A 15,779-nucleotide genomic window follows, 5' to 3' on the forward strand; every position below is an offset into this window, starting at 1 on the left:
AGTACCGTTGAGAGACCCCGCAAAGGTGCACCTATCCGGGCAAGTGCTGCTTAGGGCTCCATGTGGTGAGCAGTTCATTGAGCTGAAGACCTGTCCACGTTTTCCTGTGAGTGGTGCTGGGCGCGTCGGGTGGGGTACCCGGCTTTAGGTGTGCGTCAGGTGCGTGGTGTCGCGTTTTTGAGGTGGTCATCTGGCTGTGGTTGCGTTGCGGGAGTTCGATATTGAGTGAATCTCGGCTTCCGGGGTGGTGAAGAAACCTGCGGGCACCGTTTGTGTCGGGCGCTCACTCAGTACAGCGGGGGTGGGGCTGACACGGTGGGTGTCCGGTTAGGTTCTCGCGTGGTGATCCGGCGATGGTTGCGCCCCGCAAGGGTGTATTGCCTTGGATCTGCACTCGGAATTGGGCTCTAGGGTCGGTGCAGATCCCGAGAGTGTGCGCGGATTCTGTCGTCTGTTAAGCGATTTGGGGGGCTGCACACCGTTTGTGTCGGGCGCTCACTCAGTACAGCGGGGGTGGGGCTGACACGGTGGGTGTCCGGATGGGTTCTCGGGTGGTGATCCGGCGATGGTTGCGGCCCAAGGGTGTTTCGCCTCGGATCTGCACTCTGTCTTGGGATCTGCACTCGGAATTGGGCTCTAGGGTCGGTGCAGATCCCGAGAGTGTGCGCGGATTCTGTCGTCTGTTACGCGATTTGGGGGGCTGCACACCGTTTGTGTCGGGCGCTCACTCAGTACAGCGGGGGTGGGGCTGACACGGTGGGTGTCCGGATGGGTTCTGGCGTGGCGATCCGGCTGTTGGCTGCGGTCCCACGGGCTTCGGCGTGGCGAAACCCGTTGGTGGGAAGGGGGTTCACAGGGGGTGTATACCCTTCACAGCAGCTCAGCACCCTGCGAAAGGTATGGGAGCTCTGTGGGTGTGGTCTCGCGGGGTGCGGGAGGGGGGTCAGGTGTGGGATCCGTCAGGGCTTGCGGCCGATGCCTGCCCAGTACCAGGCGGATTCGGGGTCGGCCGGGTTCTCGTCGGGGGCAGGGCGCCAGGTGACTACGGGGACGACGCCCGGGGCGATGAGGTCGGTGCCTGCGAAGAGGACCTCGGTTTCGGCGCGACTGCGTGGGTGGAAGGTGATGCCAGCCTGTTCGGCGGAGTCGACGACACGGGACATGGCGTGCTCGTCGAAGTCTGCCGTGGGGTGGGTGATCACCAGGTAGCTGCCGGAGGGCACCACGTCGAGGAGGTTTTTGATGATGTCGTGCGGGTCGTCCTCGTCGCGGAAGTACATCATGATCGCGACCAGCATGATGGCTACCGGTTGGTCGAGGTCGAGGGTGGTGGCGAGGGTCTGGTCGTGCAGGATGCCGGTGGGGTCGTGCAGGTCGGCGTGGATGAAGGTGGTCTTGCCCTGCGGTTTGCTCGACATCAGGGCGCGGGCGTGGGCGAGCACGATCGGATCGTTGTCCACATAGACCACGCGCGCCGCGGGATTGAGCCGTTGGGCGACTTCGTGCGTGTTGCCCGCGGTCGGAATGCCGGTGCCGATATCGAGGAACTGGGTGATGCCGGCCTCGCTGGTCAGATAGTCGACCGCGCGTCCGAGGAACGCGCGGTTGGCGCGGGCCATGGTGCGGATGGCGGGGATGTGGGTGGCGATGGCGTCGCCGAGCGCCCGATCGGCCGGATAGTTGTCCCGGCCGCCTAGCCAATAATCATAAACGCGCGCTTCGTGCGCGACGCTGGTGTCGATCTTGGTCGGTAATGCGGCGGTGGTGGGAGAATGGCTGTCCGGCATGGTTTTCCCTTCTGTGGCGGCCACCGGAGCGTCGGATCCGATGGCCCCCGAGTCGCCCACGGCCGGCGACTACTCCTGCGAAACTTGCTCGCCAAGGATATTCCAGCGAACGTTCGGCATACGACGATTCGGCCGGATAGGGGAGGTTTTCGGGCTGCCATCCGGTTTCGCTGAAATTTTCGCGCGGCACGCCGTGGTTGTCGCCGACCCGACAACAAACCGGTCGGTCGCCCTGGCTGACGGTGGGCCGTTTGTCCGGTGTGTCGGCGGGCATACGTGATCTTGATGGGGTTGAATTGCCCAGGTCACGAGTTTTTCCGGCGACGAGCGGAAAGCAGGAGACGACATGGTACGAGTCCGCAGCGACAGCTAGCGCCGTCGTGCCGGTGGTGTCGTCGAATTCTTCGGCGGCGCGATTTCTTCGATATCCGAGTTATTGGCGACCACACCGCGATTGCTCGTGTCCGGACCCACCTCAGCCTGCGAAAAGGAGCACGAACGTGAGCATGATTCTCGCCGCGCTACACGACACCGTTCTCGCGGAGGTCGGCAATCCGACACCGGAGGCGCCACCCCTGGCAGACAAATTGATGCAAATGGGCCGCTACTTCACCTGGTTGGTCCAGCTGTCCGGTATCACCGCCATTACTTACGGCGGCGGACGATTCGCCTGGGAGAAGTGGAACGGTGGCGGTTTGCAATCGCCGAAGATGATCGCCAGCGCGATGGCGGGCGGCGCGGTCGCGACCAGCGCGGGCACGATCATGAACTCCGTGATCGGCTGATCCAGTAAGACTTTGGTGTCACCGGCTCGGCGGGACGATCTCGTTGAGCCGGGTTCGGTTGTGTCAGGGCTGCATCAGCGCCTGGTTCAGTTGGGCATCGGACCAACAATTGGTCGCTTGTTCAAAGCTGTTGTGCAGCAAGCTATTTCCTGACCGTTATGACGCAGGTCACATTGTGATCTGACGACTGTCTCAGATACATTGTGGGCGATGAATCGCACGCGATCTATATTGGAAGCGGCGAGTGAAACCGCCGTCAAGTGCCGAAAGTCCGTTGCCGACCACATAGTCGACCTGATCGCCGAACGCAGCGACCACGTCTTCGGTGTCGGCGGCGCGAATATCGAAGACCTCTACGACGCGCTGCATCGCAGCACGGCATCGATCACCGGCATCGTCGCCAAGCATGAATTCGGCGCTGCGACAATGGCCGACGGCTACGCGCGCACTACGAATCGACTCGGTGTCGTTGCCGCGACCTCCGGCGGCGGTGCGCTGAATCTCATTGCCGCACTGGGGGAGTCGTTCGATTCACGAGTTCCGGTGCTGGCCTTGGTCGGACAGCCGCCGCTCGCGCTCGAAGGGCGCGGAGCGTTCCAGGACACCAGTGGTGGCGCGGGGCGGATCGATGCGGAGCGGCTGTTCGGATCGGTGGCGCGGTTCTGTGTCAAGCTCACCCGGGCCGGGGATGTCACCGCGGCCGTCGAGCAGGCGATCAGCGCCGCGATGGCAGGCGGACCGGCGGTCCTGTTGCTGCCCAAAGATATTCAGACACAACTGTTGCCGGATGTCGGCTCGGCCGCCCGGGCTGGGCTGGTGTCCGGCCCGGGCTTTGTTCGCGATGAACCGGACACGCATGACGAGGCGCTCGCCCTCGTTGCCGCCTGCACTGGTCGCACGGTGATCGTTGCGGGGCCCGAGGTGGCTCGCGCCGACGCCAGGGCTGAGCTCGTCGTCATGGCGCGGGCACTGCGTGCTGCGGTGGTGGTGACACCGGATGCCAAGGACGCCTTTCCGAACGACGATCCGCTGTTCGCGGGGATCGCGGGGATCATGGGGCATCCGCGGATCGCCGAGCTGATCGGCGACGCCGCCCTGTGCGTGTTGGTGGGCACCCCGATGCCGGTGATGGCGCGCGCCGGTCTCGAAGCGGCCCTGGCGAATTGCCCGAATGTGCTGCATGTGGGCACTGACCCGGCGTTCGTGCGGACAGATGCCTGGCTGCGCGGGCCGCTACGGACGCTGCTGGTGGAGGTGGCCTCGGCGACAGCGCCTACGGAGCCTGGATATGCGCCGATACCGACTCCCGCACTGAGCGTTCCGGCGGCATCGGGTCCGGGCGTGCGCTACCGGGATGCGATCGAAGCGATCAAGGCCAGGCTGACGCCGGGCACGGATGTGGTTGTCGATGCGGGCAATACGGGCGCGGCGGCGGTGCATCACCTGCCGGTGCCGCCCGATAGCCGCTTCGTCATCGCCCTCGGCATGGGCGGCATGGGTTACGCGTTCGGCGCGGGCATCGGCAGCGCGCTGGGTCGTCGCCGCAGAACATTCGTAATCGCCGGAGATGGCGCGTATTTCATGCACGGACACGAAGTGCACACGGCCGTCGAGTATCACGTGCCGGTGACCTTCGTGATCTTCAACAACAACGCGCACGCGATGTGCGTGACCCGCGAACAGCTCTACTACTCCGGCGATTACACCTACAACAGATTCGGCTCCGCACGCATCGGCGCCGCGGTCGCCGCGATGTTCCCGCGTATTCCGGCCTACTCCACCGACACTCGCGCGGAATTCGAAGCCGCGCTCGACCAGACCAGCGAAGCGACAGGACCTGTATTCATCGAAATCCTCTGTGACCCAGACGAAATACCACCGTTCGCCCCGTTCCTGAAGGAGTTCTCCGCATGACCGACACGCCGACCACGATCAAGGCCGAGCCCATCGAAGCGCCGGACATCGACGTTCCGGGCGTGTACCGAGTCGAGGATCTCAGCCTGAAACAGGCCATGCCGATCGTCCTCGACATGACCCGTGCCGTGTATCCGCACGACGAGGTGTACGGACAGTTCTGCACCGTCCATGAGTACATCGCGGCGCCGCCGGACGAGGTATTCGATTATCTCGCCGACACCCGCAGCCTGTGCGAATGGACCTACAGCATGCGGGGTTTCGAGCAAACCGGGGAGCCGGACCTCTGGGTGTCCGATGACCGCATCGGGGATAACACCCGCATCTACACCCGGACCGTCGCCAATGCCGCCGCCCGCACTGTGGATTATCACTGCGCCTGGGATCAGCCCGACCACCTCTGGATGATCTACATGATGCGGGTGGCCGACGCACAGGTGGCGCTGAACAAGCCGGGATCGGTGGTCATGTGGACCAATTGCCACCATCCGTTCTACGACGAGAACGGCTACCCCGATACCGCGCCGCCGGAGCGCCCGGTCTGGGTCGGCGATTTCTGGAACATCTTCTACGCGGGCCACCTGATGGAACTGCGCAATGTCAAGGCGATCTGCGAACACCGCCACGCCAACGGACAGCCGATCAAGCCGGAATGGATGCGCTGATGAGCACCGACACCGTCAGCCTGGTCGACGTTTCCAGCTACCTACCGAAAAACCGCGTCACCGCGGACTATTTCACCCGCTACGCCTCACCCGAGGACGCGATCTCGAGCGCGATGTTCAAGGCACCGCCGTTCCGCAGCCACATCGCCCCCGGCGAAACACCCGCCGACATGGCCGAGCAGGCCATCGCCCCGATGCTGGAACGGCGCGGTACCGACTTGCTCGACGAGGTCGACGTTCTCATCGTGCACACCCAGATGCCGGAGACATTCATCGTCGGCAATGGGGGAGAGATCGCCGAGCGCCTTGGCATTGCACCGGAGTGGCTGATCGACCTGCACAACGGCGGGTGCGCCGCCTTCATCCACGCAATGAAGGTTGCGAGGCAGATCCTGATGAGCAGTGACGCACGCTCCGCGCTGATCGTGACGGTGCAGAACGCCGCAGGTCCGATCTTCACCCAGGACCAGGTGCGCGGTAAGCCACAGGCCGCCGTCCCCGGCGACGGCGCGGGCGTCGGACTTCTCGTAAAGTCCGGTGACTCACCGATTCTCGATATCGAGGCCCGCCACCTCCCGGAATTCGCCGGGCAGATGACGGTGGTCGCCGATCCGCCGCGCAAGTACTGGGAGGCGGGTCCCGGCCAGCTGCATGTCGGCTTCACCGAGTCGAAAATCGCGAAAGTTCTTGCGCGCGGTAACCGTATCGTCCCGGAAGCGGCGCACGCCGTGTGCGGCCGCATCGGCGTGCGGTCGGAGGAGCTGGACGTGTTGGTGACCAACCAACCGAACCGGGCGTTCCTGCGCAACTGGCGTGATGCCCTGCAACTGCCGATCGAACGGCACCCCGACACCTTCGACGAATGTGGAAACCTGTTCGCCGCGGGCATTCCTGTCACCTTCGACCAAGCGGTGCAGGCGGGCCGGGTCCCCGCCGGATCGTTGGTGATGTTCGCCGGCTTCGCCCATGCCGGAGACTTCGCCGCGGCCGCCGCGGTGCGCTGGGGCGGGCGCTGAGGAACCCGATGATTGTGCACCCCGCGCAACTCGGCCACCAGCTTTCGCTCAACGAGAACCCTTACGGCCCACTGCCTTCGGTGCAGGTGGCGCTGACGGACGCGTTGGTCGAGGCCAACCGGTATCCGGAGTTCCTCCCGCGCAGGCTGCCCGGGCTGATCGCGGAGCGGCTCGGGCACGCACCGGACCGCGTCGTGGTCGGCCCGGGCGCGACCGGCGTGATCATGCATATCCTGCAGGAGTTCGTCACGCCGGGCGCGGCGGTGGTGATGGCGACACCGACCTTCGACGGCTATCCGTTGCTGACCGACACGGTGCGCGGACGGGTCGCAGCAGTGCCGCTTACGCACGACGGCCATCAGGATCTCCAGGCGATCTCGGCTGCCATCGACCAGCACACGGCGGTCGTCGTGCTGTGCAGTCCGCATAACCCCACCGGCACCTGCATTCGGCACGACGCGCTCGCCGAGTTCCTCGAACGCATCGACCCGTCGGTCACCGTTGTCTTCGACGAGGCGTACATCGATTTCGTTCCGCCCGGTGACCGCGCCGACACCGCCGCCCTCGTCGAACGGCACCCCAACCTGGTGGTGATGCGCACCTTCTCCAAGGCCTACGGTCTCGCCGCGCTGCGCGTCGGCTATGCCTTCGGTTCGGCGCCGATTATCGCGCGAATTCGCCGCTGGCAGCTGCCTTTCGGCATGACCGCGCTGGCCGAGGCCGGTGTCCGCGCCTGCTATGCGGCGGAGGACGAACTGGCGCTGCGCACCGAAACGATCACCCGCGAATGCGGCAGGCTCACCGCGGGCTTGCGCGAGCTCGGCTACCGCGTACCGACCAGCGCCGCGAACTTCGTCTACCTGTCCGGCTGCCCCGCCGAACTCGATCGGCTGCGCGCGGGTTTCGCCCGCGACAGCATTCAGGTGAAGCACTGCGCCACCGGTATCCGGATCACCGTCGGCGACACCGCGGCAACTGCGGCGGTCGTCACTGCGGCACAGTGAGACCGGCAACTCGCAAGTGTTGAAACACGAACTGCTGCAACCATTATCGGTCCATTGAGCAATGCGCTGATGACTGGTAGGTGAACTCGTCGCGACCAGGCCCGATTCGCCTGGCGGAGATGGTTACTCGTGCGTCATCGTGGACAGCGACCCTGCGCTTCGCGCGTGCGGCGTCGCCGATCGCCATCGATGAGCAGGAGGGGGAGTCGCATGAGCATGTACCTCCCCGAGGAGCTCCGCTGGCTCGGCTGGATCGCGGGATCGACCTGGCCGGACGGCGACGAAGACCAGATGTGGGCCGTCGCCGCGGCCTGGAAGACCGCGAGCGAACAGTTGCAGGCGCAGCTCGCACATATCGATACGGCCAAGCAGAGCACGTCGCGGGCCTATCCGCAGGGCCAGGCCGCCGAGGAGATGGGCAAACTCTTCGACGGGCTCCGCAGCGGCGACCAGTCGCTGGACTCGCTGGCCAAATACATACAGCAGATCTCGGACTCGACCTTCGACATGGGCACGCAGATTCAGGCGACCAAGCTCACCATCGTCATCTCGCTGGCCTGGCTGGCGATGGAGATCCTGTGGGCGTGGATGTTTCCGCCGACCGCGACCGTCGTGGAAGCCGCCGCCATCACCACCACCCGCTCGTTCCTGCGGGTGTTCGAGGACATGGTGCAGAAGGTGATCCAGAACCTGGCGCGCAAACTGGGGGCCTCGGCGGAGAAGCGGTACTTCTGGAAGACGGTGGCCAGCGGGCGGTTCGTGCTGCCGACCGCGAAGGGATGGGGCGTCTACGGCGTGAAGTTCGCCGAAACGGCCATCACGTCAGGGGGATTGAACGCGGCGGTGCAGCTCGGCCAGATGGCCGACGGCAAGCGGCGGCATTTCGACGGCAAAGAATTCGGCGTGTCCGTGTTCGCGTCGGTCGCCTCAGCGCTGCCGTCACGGGAGTTCGCGCGGTATCTGGGCAACGGGATCGACAAGTTGGCCGGTCGGCAGCTGAACAATGTGTGGGGGCGCACCGGGCGCGGCGCCTTCATCGGCGCGGGGGCCGGCGTGGTCGGCTCGGCATCGGGAAACCTCGCCGTCGGTGTGGCGACCGGAGACTGGTCATCGTTCAGCACACCTCAGGGCTGGGTCGGCGGTGCCGCGCGCGGCGGGATGGTCGGTGGCGCGCGCGGCGCCTTCGCGAAATCCAGCCCGATCTCGAGATCCGATGTGCGATATCCACTCTGGATGCACAAGCCGGGCGCGCCGCGGACACCGCCCTCCAACGCGGCGAGTCGCGGTAGTTCGATGCACGACGGTTCGACTCGATCACCCGGATCCTCCATTCGGCTGGAGTCGTTGAACGGCGACGGCAGCCGTGTCGGGTCGGGCAGTGGCCGGTCGGTGGGCTCGGGCGGGCAGAGCGTGCACGCCAGCTCGCACGGCACCGGGTCTGCGCCGTCGGTGCGTACGAGTGGTGGTGGGTCTTCGCGTGGCACTGGCCCTGCGCCTTCGGTGCATACGAATGGCACCGGTTCGTCGCATGGCACGGGGCCTGGACCTTCAGTTCGCACAAGCGGCGGGTCTTCGCATGGCACTGGGCCTGCGCCTTCGGTGCATACGAATGGCACCGGTTCGTCGCATGGCACCGGGCCTGGACCTTCAGTTCACACGAGTGGTGGGGGATCACAGAATTCGGCCCCGGTTGTGACGAACGGTTCGGGCTCACACCAGGGCCCGCCGTCGGTGAACTCGGGAGGTAGCACGGGGTCGGGCCGAGGCGACACCGGCAGCCGAGGGACGCTCGGCAGCGACGGTCGGTCGTTCCATACCGGTGCCGATCGCGGAACGCTTGACAGTCAAGGGAATTCGTTCCATACAGGCCGGGGAACAGTCGACAGTCAAGGACAGTCGTTCCACACTGCTCGCGAGTCGTACCGCACAGCGCAGGAGTCTCTCGGCAGTGGTCAGTCGTCGGTCCATGAATCGAGCGGTCAGCCCTCGGTGCACGGGTCGACCGGCGGCGAAGGCTCGACCCGGTCGGGCCGTAACGGGTTCGTGCCGCCGACCTCGTGGGAGGCCTCGGTCGACGGCGGCTGGCAGCCGCCCGCCGCTCGTGGGGCGTCGGTGGACGGGGGCACGCCGCCCGTATCTCCGATAAACAGCTCTTCCAGTGGCGGCGAGACGCGTTCGGTCAGCCCGATCCCAGGATCTTCGGTGCACACCGGATCAGGCGGCGATCGGTCGAGCACGGCATCCGGCGCGTCGGGCCAGGGCTCCGCGATCTCGCATCCACCGTCGACGGCACCGCCGAGCGGTACCGGCTCCACCCGAAATACGAACCCCCCTGCCCCGCAAGTCCAGCACCCGGCCGGCCAACCAGATCCCTTCCTGGGCGCCGGCAAGGACATGAAAGCCAAGACCCGCCCGAAGCGACTGCCGTACTGGGCCCCGCTGCCCGGAGTCTTCAACGCGCCACACGCACCGGACGACTCCGCGTGGGTGTACGGCGATTGGTCGGCAGACGACGACTCGCGCGAGGGAACCGGCGAGGGAGTCGACGACCCAACCGATCCGGACGCCGAAGAAACCGTGGATGTGCCCTTCACGCTGAAGCGCTAGACGAACGGAAAGCAGACGAATGGCAGGCAACGTAGAGGTCGACACAAACCAGCTACGACACGCAGCGGGCGAGTGCGACGGAATCCACGACAGCATCACGCACACCCTCACCACCTTGCGCGGTGTGGTGAGCGGTGCGAGTACCCCTTGGGGCAAGGACAGTTTCGGCAAAAAGTTCGCCGACGGCGACAAGGGCTATCGCGCCGCCCGCGAAAACCTGCTCGCCGCCATAGACCAGATGGCCACCACTTTCGGCGGCTACGCCGACGGCCAACGCAGCGCCGCCGACCGAATGGACGCGATGGAAGTAGGCAACACCAACGGTTTCAACTGAACTCGACGATCTTCCCGTCGCGGCCGACGAGCAACTACTCGGACAGCGACCCGCGGGCCGTCTCGCCGACCACGCAAAAGCCCATGAGCAGCGCCGAACTCGCTGGCGTAAGGTGATTGGATGCCCGAAGTAGCGCATCCCAGTTCCGCGGTGCGTGTCGAACCGGCCGCAACGCCGGGCAGCACCGCAACCGCTGGGGACTCCGACCACGACCTGCTGTCGTTGGCGAACCAGCTGTGTTTCGCCCTCTACTCGACCTCCCGCTCGATGACCGCGGCGTACCGGCCGTTCCTCGAGACGATGGAAATCACCTATCCCCAGTACCTCGCCCTGCTCGCGCTATGGGAACGGCCCGGGATGACGATGAAGGAGCTGGGCGAACAGCTGCGCCTGGACTACGGCACTGTCTCGCCGCTGATTCAGCGACTGCAGTCGCACGGCTTCGTGGAAAGCGTGCGTAGTGCCCACGATCGCCGCTCGGTGGAACTCCGTGCGACGGACGCGGGCCTCGCGCTGCAACGCCAAGCCAGGGAGATGATCGAGTCGGTGATGGCGTCGGTCGGCTACCCGCTCGACGCGCTCATCGCGCTGCGCGATCAGGTCAACGCGCTCGGCGAACGCCTCGACGCGATCACCGAGGGACGCAAGGAGCGCTGAGGGTTATGCGTCGAGCACCTTGACTTGGCGCTGCACCACCGGCGGCTCGGTCGACCACGGGAAGTTGATCCAGCGGTCGGTGTGCTTCCAGACGTACTCGCACCTGACCTCCGAGCGCGGCTTCTCATAGACCACCGCGCACCGGACCTCGGCCACGTGCTTCTCACAGAAGTCGCGCACCAGTTTGAGGGTGGCGCCGGTGTCGGCCACGTCGTCGGCGACCAGCACGGTGGCGCCGGCCAGGTCGACCGCCTGCGGCACCGGCGGCAACATCACCGGCAGGTCGAGGCGCTGGTCGATGCCGGTGTAGAACTCCACGTTCATCACGTGCAGGTTCTTCACGTCCAGCGCGTAACCGAGCGCGCCCGCGACGAACAACCCGCCGCGGGCGATCGACAGGATCAGATCGGGCTCGAACCCGTCGTCCGCGATCGTGGTCGCCAACTCCCGACTCGCCGAACCGAACAACTCCCAGGTCAGCACTTCCCGATCCGCCATGGATCCTCCATCTCCCTCGTCGCGACTGCGCACAGAGCATACGAGTAGCCACGATGTGGCCGGCTTCACGGTCCACCCCGGCGGCGTTGTTCAGGCGTAGAGGTCGTCGATGTCGGCGGCGTAGCGGTCGTTGATCGGCTTGCGGCGCAGCTTCATCGTCGGGGTCAGCACCTCGCTGCCCGGCTGCCAGAAGTCCGGCACGATGGTGAACTTCTTGATCTGCTCGACCCGCGACAGCTTCGAATTCGCCTGCGCGACAGCGTCGGCCACGATCTGCTGAATGCCGACGTCCTTGGCGAGCACGGCGGCGTCGAGGGCGACGCCCGCTTTGTCGGCGTACACGGCGGCCGCGTCCGGGTCGAGGGCGATGAGCGCGACGTTGTACTTGCGGTTGTCGCCGATCGCCACGGCCTGGCCGATCAGCGGCGCGAACGCCTTGATCCAGTTCTCGATGTTGCTGGGCGACATGTTCTTTCCGCTCGCATTGATGATGAGTTCCTTCTTGCGGTCGACGATCTGAAGGAAGCCGTCGTCATCGAGGGCGCCGATATCGCCGCTGTGCACCCAGCCGTCGGCGTCGATCGCCTCGGCGGTCTGCTCGGGCTTGTTCAGGTAGCCCTTCATCACGATCGGGCCGCGCACGAGCACCTCGCCGTCCTCGGCGATTCGAATCTCGTTGCCCGGCACGACTTTACCGACGGTGCCGAGGCGGACCTGGCCGGGCGGGCTCATGGTGGCCATGCCGGACAGCTCCGACATGCCCCATGCATCGGAGGCCGCGATGCCGACGCCGTTGAAGAAGCGCAGTACATCCGAGGCGATCGGGGCGGCGCCGGAAAGCGCGAGGCGCACGTCGCCGAGGCCGACCGCGGCGCGCAGCTTCGACAGCACCAGCGCGTCGGCCACGCGCTCCTGCAACGCGAGCAGGGGCGAGACGGGCTTGCCGTCGAGTCGAGCGTCGGACGCGGTGCGGCCTACGGTCAGCGCCCAATTCGCCAGGGCCGCTTTGACTCCGGTCGCCTCGGCCACCTTGGCCTCGATGCCTGCCTTGAGCTTCTGCCACACCTGCGGGACCGCGCCGAACACGGTCGGGCGGGCGTCGGCCAGCGTCGCGGCGAAGTCGGCGCGGTCGGCGACGGTGGTCAGCTGGTTGCCGAGCACCTCCAGGATGTAGAGCCCCGACCAGCGGTCGGCGACGTGTGCGGAGGGCAGGAAGGACACCATGCGCTCGGCCGGGGTGGCACTGGCGAGTTCCTCGGTGCCGTCGACCATGGCCAGCATGTTGGCGTGGGTGAGCTGCACGCCCTTCGGGCTGCCGGTCGTGCCGGAGGTGTAGATGAGGGTCAGCGTGTCGTCAGGTTGCACTGCGCGCCAAGCGGCGTCGAAGTCGAAGCCCTGGAGACTGCGTGTCTTGACCTCGTCGAGGGTGATGGTGCCCTCCGGTGTGCCGTCGATGCACACCACATGCTCGACCTGTGCGCCGTCCTGACTCGCGAATATGGTTGCGGCGTATTGGTTTTCGCAGACGACGACGGTCGCGCCCGAGTCGGTGAGCAGGTAGTTCAGCTGTTCGGGGGAGGAGGTGTTGTAGACCGAGAACGGGGTGGCGCCAAGGTGCTGCAGGGCGACGTCGATCGGATAGAACTCCGGCCGGTTCGTCATCAGCAGCGCGACTCGATCGCCGTGCCGCACCCCGAGCGCCGCGAATCCCGCTGCCAGCGAACGGACTTGCTCGCCCCACTCGCGATAGGTGAGGGTGCGCCGGTCGCCGAGTGTGCGCACGGCGACCTTGTTCGGGTCGCGGGCGATGGTGGCTTGGAATGCCTCGCATAGCGTGGACGAGGCGGATGCGAAGGTGGGCATACGATCTCCTGGCTCGTTGGTGGCCGGTGTTCCGGCGGCAGGTGGTCAGTGCTGATGAACGCCGACGAGAGCGTCGACAAATATCTGGGCGAGCAGCTCGACGTATTCGTCTCGCGCCATGTCGATTTCGCCGTTGTGCCAGGCGAGGGTGACGGCGGAGTTGCCGTGCACCACCACCAGTGCGGCGAGTGCGATCCTGGCGTGGGTTTGCGGGTCGGTCTCGCCGTGGACCGCGCAGACCTGGCGGGCGGCTTGTTCGGCGTAGCGCTTGATACCCTCGGCCTTGCGTGCGGCGAGGGTGGGCAGGGTCGCTGCCTCGGTGTAGAGGCGAGCGCGGCGGGGTTCCTCGGCGAAGAAGTCCAAGAAGGTCGCCACCGCCACCCGTGCGCGCACGAGCAGGTCGAGTGGCTCCGCCTCGACGGCGGCGATGGTGCGGGTGATCAGGTCGCTGATCATCGTCTCGTGCAGGGCGTCGAGGAGCTGATCACGGTTGCGAAAGTGTTCGTAGAAGTACCGCTGGGTCAAACCGGCCCGTTCGCAGACCGAACTCATCCGCAGCTGCGCGACGCCGACCGCCGCGATCTCGTCGAGGCCGGCCTCGAGCAGGTCGGCCCGGCGCTGGGCCAGCCGTTGCTCGGCGCTGACCCCGCGGAACGGGCGGACAACTGTGGACATGAACAAATCCTGACATAGCGCTGTGTCAAGATCCACCCTGTGGCCGAAAATCTCGATTTCGGGCCGGATATGCCGCTTGGCGACCGCTGAACAGTAAGAACTCCGTGGACGGTGTCGAAGGTCAGGATTTACTGTGCCGCTATGACTTTCGCTCGAACCTCGCGCCGATGGCTACGTACGACTGTTTTGGTCGCGGTCGTCACGGCCGTCGCCGCGTGCTCCTTCGGCGCCGCGGCGGCGGACCCCGGTCCGTGGTGGCATCCGGACAAGGGGCTCACCTGGCAGTGGCAGCTGCACAACGAGCCCGTCGATACCTCGATCAACGCCCAGGTCTACGACATCGACCTGTTCGAAAACCCCGCCTCGACCGTGAAAACCCTGCACGACCAGGGCCGCAAGGTGATCTGCTACCTGTCGGGCGGCTCGTGGGAGCCCTACCGGCCCGACGCAGGCGACTTCCCGGACAGCGTGAAGAGCGGCCCGGTCCCCGAGTGGGACGACGAGCGGTGGCTCGACATCAAACAGATCGACGTGCTGAAGCCGCTGATGGCGAAGCGGATGGATTTGTGCAAGCAGAAGGGGTTCGACGGCGTGGAGCCGGACTGGGCCGATCTGCACAACCAGGACACCGGCAACCTGACGATCACCGCCGCCGATCAGCTGACGTACAACCGCATGCTGGCGGGCCTCGCGCACGACCGCGGGCTTGCGATCGGGTTGAAGAACGATCTGGACCAGGTTGCCACGCTGGCCGGGCTGTTCGACTTCGCGGTCAACGAGCAGTGCTTCGAAGAGCGAGCGACGTGTGCGAAGCTCCAGCCCTTCATCGGAGCGGGCAAGCCGGTGTTCCACGCGGAGTACAACCTGAAGCCCGCCGACTACTGCGCAGACTCGGCTCGCCTCGGTTTCTCTTCCATCAGGAAGAAACGTGAGCTCGACGCTTGGCGTGAAACCTGCTGATGGCTGCACTGTTTCGCGAATAACCGCGCATCTGTACCCGGCAAACCTCGTGGGCAAACATTGCTACGGCATTTGCCGACGCGTTTTGTGGGAATTTCTATCCGGCTTTTCAACAGGTACCGATTCCACCGCGACACCCGGTTTCAAATAGGACAAAGCGTCGCCGGATTCAGCTACGGTTCGCGCTATCGCGTGTTACCTCGAACCCTCTTGGCTGCGTCGAAGCGCACGATGACAGATGCCTGCGCGTACTGCGGCCAATGGACCGACACCGTACAGAATGGGGATAGTCATGCGCTTTCGTCCGGCCCGGATCGCAGCCCTGGCAGTCTTGTTCATCGCGGCGGCCGCCGGCCTGACCGCCCTCGCCTCGGCCGCCATCGCGGACGAGCAGTGGACGTATGTCTGTGACGAGATCGAGGAGCCGGGCGAGGTCGGCGCGAAAGGCTCCGGGAACTGCCAGGCCGACAACGGCGCGCCACAATCCGGCCCGATCAAACAGAAATTCAAACTGCACCAACGCGGCGTGCAACCGAAGCCCGACATGATCGCCGTCTGCGAGGGCGAGGCCAAGGACGCCTTCGGTGAGGCGTCGCTGCCGACGCGGGTAGACGGATTCGGTTGCTACGTATACGAAATGCGCTGAATAGGAAGGCCTTACTGCCAAGCGGATTTGAGGCCGCGCATTGCGCTCATCCCCGCAGCGGACAGGTCGGGCCACGGCGGGCGGCGGAACACCGCGAGTGTCGCGATCACCGTCGCCGCCAGCCCGATGAATTCAGCGAGCAGCGCAACACGAGTGGTGTCGACCGCCGACTCCCATTTCACGGTGCCGTCGTGGATGACGAAGATCCCCAGCGGCGACGCACGGAACGGTCCGCCGCCTGCCCTCGCGACGGTGATGACAGTCGAGCCATCGGCAGTCTCGTACGGTTCGCCGAAGACTTGCACGCCCTTCGCGCCCGGCTCGATTCGTCGCACGGACCTACCGATGATGGTCATTTTCCCCACTCT

At 65.7% G+C, this 15,779-nt stretch carries 15 protein-coding genes; 10 read left to right on the forward strand and 5 right to left on the reverse strand.

Features of this window, described 5'->3' with window-relative positions:
• Window positions 1-959: 959 nt before the first annotated feature.
• Window positions 960-1,787, reverse strand: coding sequence for an SAM-dependent methyltransferase (locus ABZ942_RS21085; protein WP_357384390.1), 828 nt, complete (start codon window positions 1,785-1,787; stop codon window positions 960-962).
• Between the two features lie 506 nt (window positions 1,788-2,293).
• Between ABZ942_RS21085 and ABZ942_RS21090 the strand changes: the two genes are divergently transcribed.
• The 8 genes from ABZ942_RS21090 (at window position 2,294) to ABZ942_RS21125 (ending at window position 10,769) form a co-directional block, all read left to right on the forward strand.
• Window positions 2,294-2,572 carry a hypothetical protein gene (locus tag ABZ942_RS21090; protein ID WP_150407093.1) on the forward strand — a complete coding sequence of 93 codons (279 nt, stop codon included), beginning with the start codon at window positions 2,294-2,296 and terminating at the stop codon, window positions 2,570-2,572.
• 210 nt (window positions 2,573-2,782) lie between these two features.
• Window positions 2,783-4,486: a thiamine pyrophosphate-binding protein gene (locus tag ABZ942_RS21095; RefSeq protein WP_357384392.1), complete on the forward strand. Its 1,704-nt coding sequence runs from the start codon at window positions 2,783-2,785 to the stop codon at window positions 4,484-4,486.
• Window positions 4,483-5,151 carry an SRPBCC family protein gene (locus ABZ942_RS21100; RefSeq protein WP_357384394.1) on the forward strand — a complete coding sequence of 223 codons (669 nt, stop codon included), beginning with the start codon at window positions 4,483-4,485 and terminating at the stop codon, window positions 5,149-5,151. The genes ABZ942_RS21095 and ABZ942_RS21100 overlap by 4 nt, the downstream gene beginning before the upstream one ends.
• Complete coding sequence (locus tag ABZ942_RS21105; RefSeq protein WP_357384396.1) at window positions 5,151-6,167, forward strand: 3-oxoacyl-[acyl-carrier-protein] synthase III C-terminal domain-containing protein; 1,017 nt, start codon at window positions 5,151-5,153, stop codon at window positions 6,165-6,167. Before ABZ942_RS21100 ends, ABZ942_RS21105 begins: the two co-directional genes overlap by 1 nt.
• 8 nt (window positions 6,168-6,175) lie before the next feature.
• Window positions 6,176-7,171: an aminotransferase class I/II-fold pyridoxal phosphate-dependent enzyme gene (locus ABZ942_RS21110; protein ID WP_357384398.1), complete on the forward strand. Its 996-nt coding sequence runs from the start codon at window positions 6,176-6,178 to the stop codon at window positions 7,169-7,171.
• Window positions 7,172-7,381: 210 nt separating this feature from the next.
• Window positions 7,382-9,778: a hypothetical protein gene (locus tag ABZ942_RS21115; protein ID WP_357384400.1), complete on the forward strand. Its 2,397-nt coding sequence runs from the start codon at window positions 7,382-7,384 to the stop codon at window positions 9,776-9,778.
• 19 nt (window positions 9,779-9,797) lie between these two features.
• Complete coding sequence (locus tag ABZ942_RS21120) at window positions 9,798-10,112, forward strand: type VII secretion target (RefSeq protein ID WP_357384402.1); 315 nt, start codon at window positions 9,798-9,800, stop codon at window positions 10,110-10,112.
• Window positions 10,113-10,232: 120 nt separating this feature from the next.
• A complete protein-coding gene (locus tag ABZ942_RS21125) occupies window positions 10,233-10,769 on the forward strand; it encodes a MarR family transcriptional regulator (RefSeq protein ID WP_357384404.1) in 537 nt (178 codons plus the stop codon).
• 3 nt (window positions 10,770-10,772) lie between these two features.
• On the opposite strand, the gene ABZ942_RS21130 is transcribed toward ABZ942_RS21125, so the two are convergent.
• The 3 genes from ABZ942_RS21130 to ABZ942_RS21140 form a co-directional block, all read right to left on the reverse strand.
• Complete coding sequence (locus ABZ942_RS21130; protein ID WP_357384406.1) at window positions 10,773-11,267, reverse strand: phosphoribosyltransferase; 495 nt, start codon at window positions 11,265-11,267, stop codon at window positions 10,773-10,775.
• A gap of 90 nt (window positions 11,268-11,357) precedes the next feature.
• Window positions 11,358-13,130 (reverse strand): long-chain fatty acid--CoA ligase, encoded by a 1,773-nt coding sequence (locus tag ABZ942_RS21135; RefSeq protein WP_357384408.1) that lies wholly within the window; start codon window positions 13,128-13,130, stop codon window positions 11,358-11,360.
• 45 nt (window positions 13,131-13,175) lie between these two features.
• On the reverse strand, window positions 13,176-13,805 hold the full coding sequence (locus ABZ942_RS21140) for a TetR/AcrR family transcriptional regulator (RefSeq protein WP_357384410.1): 630 nt from the start codon (window positions 13,803-13,805) through the stop codon (window positions 13,176-13,178).
• Between the two features lie 141 nt (window positions 13,806-13,946).
• Here ABZ942_RS21140 and ABZ942_RS21145 point away from each other — a divergent pair, with 141 nt between their 5' ends.
• Together ABZ942_RS21145 and ABZ942_RS21150 are read left to right on the forward strand one after the other, a co-directional pair.
• On the forward strand, window positions 13,947-14,765 hold the full coding sequence (locus ABZ942_RS21145) for an endo alpha-1,4 polygalactosaminidase (RefSeq protein ID WP_357384412.1): 819 nt from the start codon (window positions 13,947-13,949) through the stop codon (window positions 14,763-14,765).
• A 292-nt stretch (window positions 14,766-15,057) separates the two neighbouring features.
• Complete coding sequence (locus tag ABZ942_RS21150) at window positions 15,058-15,411, forward strand: hypothetical protein (RefSeq protein WP_357384414.1); 354 nt, start codon at window positions 15,058-15,060, stop codon at window positions 15,409-15,411.
• An 11-nt stretch (window positions 15,412-15,422) separates the two neighbouring features.
• On the opposite strand, the gene ABZ942_RS21155 is transcribed toward ABZ942_RS21150, so the two are convergent.
• Entirely contained in the window at window positions 15,423-15,767 is a 345-nt protein-coding gene (locus ABZ942_RS21155) for a hypothetical protein (protein WP_357384416.1), read from the reverse strand.
• Between the last annotated feature and the right edge of the window lie 12 nt (window positions 15,768-15,779).

Origin of the sequence: Nocardia sp. NPDC046473, from assembly GCF_040645995.1 — a bacterium.
In the GTDB taxonomy this organism is placed as follows: Bacteria; Actinomycetota; Actinomycetes; order Mycobacteriales; family Mycobacteriaceae; genus Nocardia.

Bases quoted from the DNA above. Each gene is read 5' to 3' on its own strand.
- ABZ942_RS21110 (WP_357384398.1), top strand. From the start codon at position 6,176: ATGATTGTGCACCCCGCGCAACTCGGCCACCAGCTTTCGCTCAACGAG.
- ABZ942_RS21125 (WP_357384404.1), top strand. From the start codon at position 10,233: ATGCCCGAAGTAGCGCATCCCAGTTCCGCGGTGCGTGTCGAACCGGCC.
- ABZ942_RS21145 (WP_357384412.1), top strand. From the start codon at position 13,947: ATGACTTTCGCTCGAACCTCGCGCCGATGGCTACGTACGACTGTTTTG.
- ABZ942_RS21085 (WP_357384390.1), bottom strand. From the start codon at position 1,787: ATGCCGGACAGCCATTCTCCCACCACCGCCGCATTACCGACCAAGATC.
- ABZ942_RS21135 (WP_357384408.1), bottom strand. From the start codon at position 13,130: ATGCCCACCTTCGCATCCGCCTCGTCCACGCTATGCGAGGCATTCCAA.
- ABZ942_RS21155 (WP_357384416.1), bottom strand. From the start codon at position 15,767: ATGACCATCATCGGTAGGTCCGTGCGACGAATCGAGCCGGGCGCGAAG.
- ABZ942_RS21150 (WP_357384414.1), top strand. From the start codon at position 15,058: ATGCGCTTTCGTCCGGCCCGGATCGCAGCCCTGGCAGTCTTGTTCATC.
- ABZ942_RS21105 (WP_357384396.1), top strand. From the start codon at position 5,151: ATGAGCACCGACACCGTCAGCCTGGTCGACGTTTCCAGCTACCTACCG.
- ABZ942_RS21130 (WP_357384406.1), bottom strand. From the start codon at position 11,267: ATGGCGGATCGGGAAGTGCTGACCTGGGAGTTGTTCGGTTCGGCGAGT.
- ABZ942_RS21090 (WP_150407093.1), top strand. From the start codon at position 2,294: ATGATTCTCGCCGCGCTACACGACACCGTTCTCGCGGAGGTCGGCAAT.
- ABZ942_RS21100 (WP_357384394.1), top strand. From the start codon at position 4,483: ATGACCGACACGCCGACCACGATCAAGGCCGAGCCCATCGAAGCGCCG.
- ABZ942_RS21115 (WP_357384400.1), top strand. From the start codon at position 7,382: ATGAGCATGTACCTCCCCGAGGAGCTCCGCTGGCTCGGCTGGATCGCG.
- ABZ942_RS21120 (WP_357384402.1), top strand. From the start codon at position 9,798: ATGGCAGGCAACGTAGAGGTCGACACAAACCAGCTACGACACGCAGCG.
- ABZ942_RS21095 (WP_357384392.1), top strand. From the start codon at position 2,783: ATGAATCGCACGCGATCTATATTGGAAGCGGCGAGTGAAACCGCCGTC.
- ABZ942_RS21140 (WP_357384410.1), bottom strand. From the start codon at position 13,805: ATGTCCACAGTTGTCCGCCCGTTCCGCGGGGTCAGCGCCGAGCAACGG.